The 3957-nt window shown below is 37.9% G+C and carries 3 protein-coding genes and 1 tRNA gene; 1 reads left to right on the top strand and 3 read right to left on the bottom strand.

Annotated elements, in window-relative coordinates:
• The first annotated feature begins 212 nt into the window (after nucleotides 1-212).
• Nucleotides 213-2879: an ATP-binding protein gene (locus GQR46_RS17170; protein ID WP_007581624.1), complete on the top strand. Its 2667-nt coding sequence runs from the start codon at nucleotides 213-215 to the stop codon at nucleotides 2877-2879.
• Nucleotides 2880-2954: 75 nt separating this feature from the next.
• On the opposite strand, the gene rimI is transcribed toward GQR46_RS17170, so the two are convergent.
• The 3 genes from rimI to GQR46_RS17155 form a co-directional block, all read right to left on the bottom strand.
• On the bottom strand, nucleotides 2955-3422 hold the full coding sequence (gene rimI / locus GQR46_RS17165) for a ribosomal protein S18-alanine N-acetyltransferase (protein WP_007581622.1): 468 nt from the start codon (nucleotides 3420-3422) through the stop codon (nucleotides 2955-2957).
• A complete protein-coding gene (locus GQR46_RS17160; RefSeq protein WP_165727592.1) occupies nucleotides 3409-3714 on the bottom strand; it encodes a hypothetical protein in 306 nt (101 codons plus the stop codon). The genes rimI and GQR46_RS17160 overlap by 14 nt, the downstream gene beginning before the upstream one ends.
• Nucleotides 3715-3778: 64 nt before the next feature.
• Nucleotides 3779-3855: transfer RNA gene (locus GQR46_RS17155), tRNA-Trp, on the bottom strand.
• Nucleotides 3856-3957: the final 102 nt, after the last annotated feature.

Genomic DNA, 3957 nt, shown 5'->3' with positions numbered 1-3957 from the left:
TTTATGTAAACTTTTTTGAACAATAAAATAACAGTTATAAGCATGTAACTTATTAAATTAAAATAACTTAATAAAATAAAAAAACACCAATACAGAGCTAAATACCATGTAACTACTGATTGTAATTTAGCCACCAAGACCGCCACAAGCTTGTGTAATAAAGTCGTAACGCATATTATTGATAGATTGCATGGAGGATAAGTCGTTTGGTCATGAAAACCAGTAAGTTAAGTATTAGATTATTATGGTATATAACACCCCTTGTTATTCTACCGCTGCTATTTTTAGGTGGCTTTACGCTCACCAATGTAACTAATTCAACACAAAAACAAGCTGATTTAATAATGAGCCGTTTTGTTGAGCAACAACAGCAAAAAATATTTAATTATATCGACTCTTTTCACTCTACAGCAAAACTACTTTCAACCTCGCCAGTACTTAGTGATTTTTTAGCAAACGACATTCGTGCCAACGGTAATTACACCCGAAAACTTGGCGCGCTTATGGATGTATTTGCCAGTTACAGTGAGGCTTATCCCGATATAATTAGCATTAATTTAGTTTCAGCCAGTGGGAAAAGCGATGCCTACTACTCTAACAACCTAACAACAGCGCCTAAAAGCTACCCGTTTTTTAATCAAGTATTGCAAAGTAATTTAAGTAAACAGCAATTTATGATTCAAAAGGATGATGGCACCACTAGTTTATATTTTATTCAACGAATTTATAGTGTTGATTACTATTTAAAACGACCACAGCAGCTTGGTTTTATTGTAATACATATAGAACCTTCAATACTAAACTCTAGTATTTTAGAAGCGCCATATAACAACACGCTTAATTTAATGTTGACTAAAGACGGGAAAATTTTATTTAGCTCCGATTATAATATGCGTGGCCAATACATAAGCGAGTACGAACTTAATCAAGTGCACGACCTCGCTGATATCGGCATGCTTTCAACTATTGAACTCTCAAGCATAGACAAAATAGAGCGAATGATTTTTGCAGTGCAAATGCCCGGCGGATATTATTACGTATCGACCATTCCCAAAGGGGTGCTTTATCAATCAGGTAAAGCCATAAGTTTAATAACAGGCTTAATTGTTATTATTTCGGTGATCACCCTGCCAATATTAATTTTTGTAGTGGTCCGCAATTTATTACTTAACCCAATTGAGTTACTCGGGGCTGCGAGTCATCGTGTTGGTGATGGCGATTTGTCGGTGCACTTACCAGCTCATACAAATGATGAAGTAGGTGTTTTATTTAACGACTTTAACCACATGGTTAATCAAATAAGGCACTACCAACAACAGCTTGAAGAATACAAACACCACCTTGAAGATAAAGTGGAAAGTCGTACCCAAGCACTTGAAGCTATGAACAGCCAACTTGAGTTAGCTATTGGCCAAGCTGAGCAAGCTAATCAACTTAAGAGTCGTTTTTTAGCTAACATGAGTCACGAAATACGCACGCCGCTCACGGCCATTATGGGCTTTACAGAGCAGTTACTACACAACGATAAAGTAGCGAATGACAAACAACACCTAAGCACTATTTTACGTAATTCAAAACACTTACTAGAGTTAATAAATAACATACTCGATTTATCTAAAATTGAAGCTGAAAAGCTGGCTGTTGATTTGTCAGCGTTAAATGTAGTGCAGCTTGTGCACGACATTGAATCAATTATTCAACCACTGGCACAAGAAAAACAATTAACCCTTAATATCGACTATCAACTGCCGCTACCTCGCACCATTTATAGTGATGTGACCCGCTTAAAACAAATACTTATAAACATTGCTAATAACGCTGTTAAATTTACCGAAAATGGCAGCGTGTCTATTTGTGTGCATTATTTACAAGCAAGTCAAAAGCTAGAGTTTGTAATTAAAGATACTGGTATTGGTATGTCTGAGCATCAAATAGAACGTGTATTTAAGCCGTTTGAACAAGCCGATGCCACAACTACACGTCGTTTTGGTGGTACAGGTCTTGGGTTGTGTATTTCTAAAAACTTAGCACTGTTACTTGGTGGCGATGTAAACCTTGAAAGTGAAGTGGGTGTAGGTAGCCGAGTTACAATTAGGGTGGCATGTCAGCTATCTGATGATCAACCCATGCTTGAATTTTTAACGCAAGACAGCCAGTTAATACCAGAGAAAGACCCTCTCTTATCGTTTGCAACCAATAGCTTCGACGCCAATATATTAGTGGCTGAGGATAACCCAGATAACCAACTATTAATTAAATTATTACTGCAAACCTGGGGTCTTGAACCCGATATTGCCAGTAATGGCGCACAAGCTGTAGAAATGGCGCTCGTAAACGACTACCAACTTATTATTATGGATATGCAAATGCCTGTAATGGGCGGATTAGAAGCGACTAAAATGCTTCGTCATGCAGCGTATGATGGCCCTATCATTGCCCTTACTGCCAATGTAATGAACCATGATATAGGCACTTATCTAGAAGCTGGTTGCGACAAAGCACTGGCTAAACCCATTGATAAAGATGCTCTTGAAAATGTACTCGTAAGCTACCTGCATCTTGAAAAAGATAATCAAAATAAATGGGATAGCCTATTAAAGAGCGAAAAGTTTCAGCAAATTGCCGATAATTACTTAGCTAACTTACCTACATATTTAGAAGAAGTTAAAGCTTTGCAGCATTGTGATGATTGGGAAGCATTAAGAGGTATAGCGCACAGTGTTAAAGGCAGTTCTGGATGCTTTAACTTTGATGAAATTTACCATAGCGCTGCGGCACTTGAAGAGAACTTAAAAAGTAACAATAAAGTACCAAGAGACGAGCTGGTAAATGATTTAATAGCAGCCATTGAGCAAGCAATTAGCGACAAAGTAACCTAAAAAGTAAACTTACAAAACGGTACAAATGCAGTACTTTAGCGGCTCTATATTTTAAATGCTAATTACCGACTTTAATTATGAAAAGTTTAAACCTAGCGCCATACCCATTAAAATAGCGTCTTCAAAGCCATTTTTAGCAGGGTTATCGCTTGGGTAGTAGTTTTTACGCACTGACATCTCAGCAAAGCCTGCGCGCTCGTACAGCGCAATAGCACGCGTATTTGATTCGCGTACTTCTAAAAAGAGGTTTTCAGCATTTTGCTGCTCACCATATTCAATAAACTGCGCTAACAACTGCCTTGCAATACCCTTACCCTGGTGACTTGGTGTTACACAAATATCCATAAGTGTAAAATCAGGCCCTGCTTTTTCACCAATATAAAAACCAATCATGCTCGCCTCATCAAATGCGGCAACATTAAAATAGCGCCCGCCTATACATGAACCCATTGTATTTAAAGTCCACGGATGGCTATGACACGCTGTTTCGATGGCCATTAATTGAGGTATTGCAGTTTCATCTACTGATTTAAAGTTTATCAAGGTGTTCACTCATTAAAGCCCATAAAGCACGCTTCTCAGAGGCGTTGAGCTGTGGGGTTGGCAATGTAAGCTTATTGTCGTTTAATTGAATCTCACTGCCCTGTACAACGCTATTTATAATAATAGGTTCTGCACTGAGTTTAATGTCTGCAAGTAGTTGCTCATTTAGCGTTAAAGAACTAGCTATCGCGCTTTGCGATAAAGTATTAGCTTGATCATTTGCTTGAGGACAATAATGTTGATTGAGTTCAAGATTTTCTATATCAAAAATAGCTGCGTAACGTGGATGCATAACAACTCAGTAGATTAGACATTTGAACAATATAAGAAGTAATAAAAACGATGTAAAGAAGAAATGGCAGGGGCGGAGAGATTCGAACTCCCAACCATCGGTTTTGGAGACCGCTGTTCTACCAATTGGAACTACGCCCCTGCAATGACGACGAATTATAGAGAAGTTTCGCCAAAGGTAAAGAGAAAAATCACTCTTTTAGTTTAACTGCTTTTTAAATAAACAAAACGGCGAATTAGCATG

Source organism: Pseudoalteromonas sp. Z1A6, from assembly GCF_011378745.1.
Lineage (GTDB): Bacteria > Pseudomonadota > Gammaproteobacteria > Enterobacterales > Alteromonadaceae > Pseudoalteromonas > Pseudoalteromonas arctica.
Note: the sequence above shows the minus strand (reverse complement) of the source record. Positions and strands in the feature narration are given on the sequence as shown.

Bases quoted from the DNA above. Each gene is read 5' to 3' on its own strand.
- GQR46_RS17170 (WP_007581624.1), top strand. From the start codon at position 213: ATGAAAACCAGTAAGTTAAGTATTAGATTATTATGGTATATAACACCC.
- GQR46_RS17160 (WP_165727592.1), bottom strand. From the start codon at position 3,714: ATGCATCCACGTTACGCAGCTATTTTTGATATAGAAAATCTTGAACTC.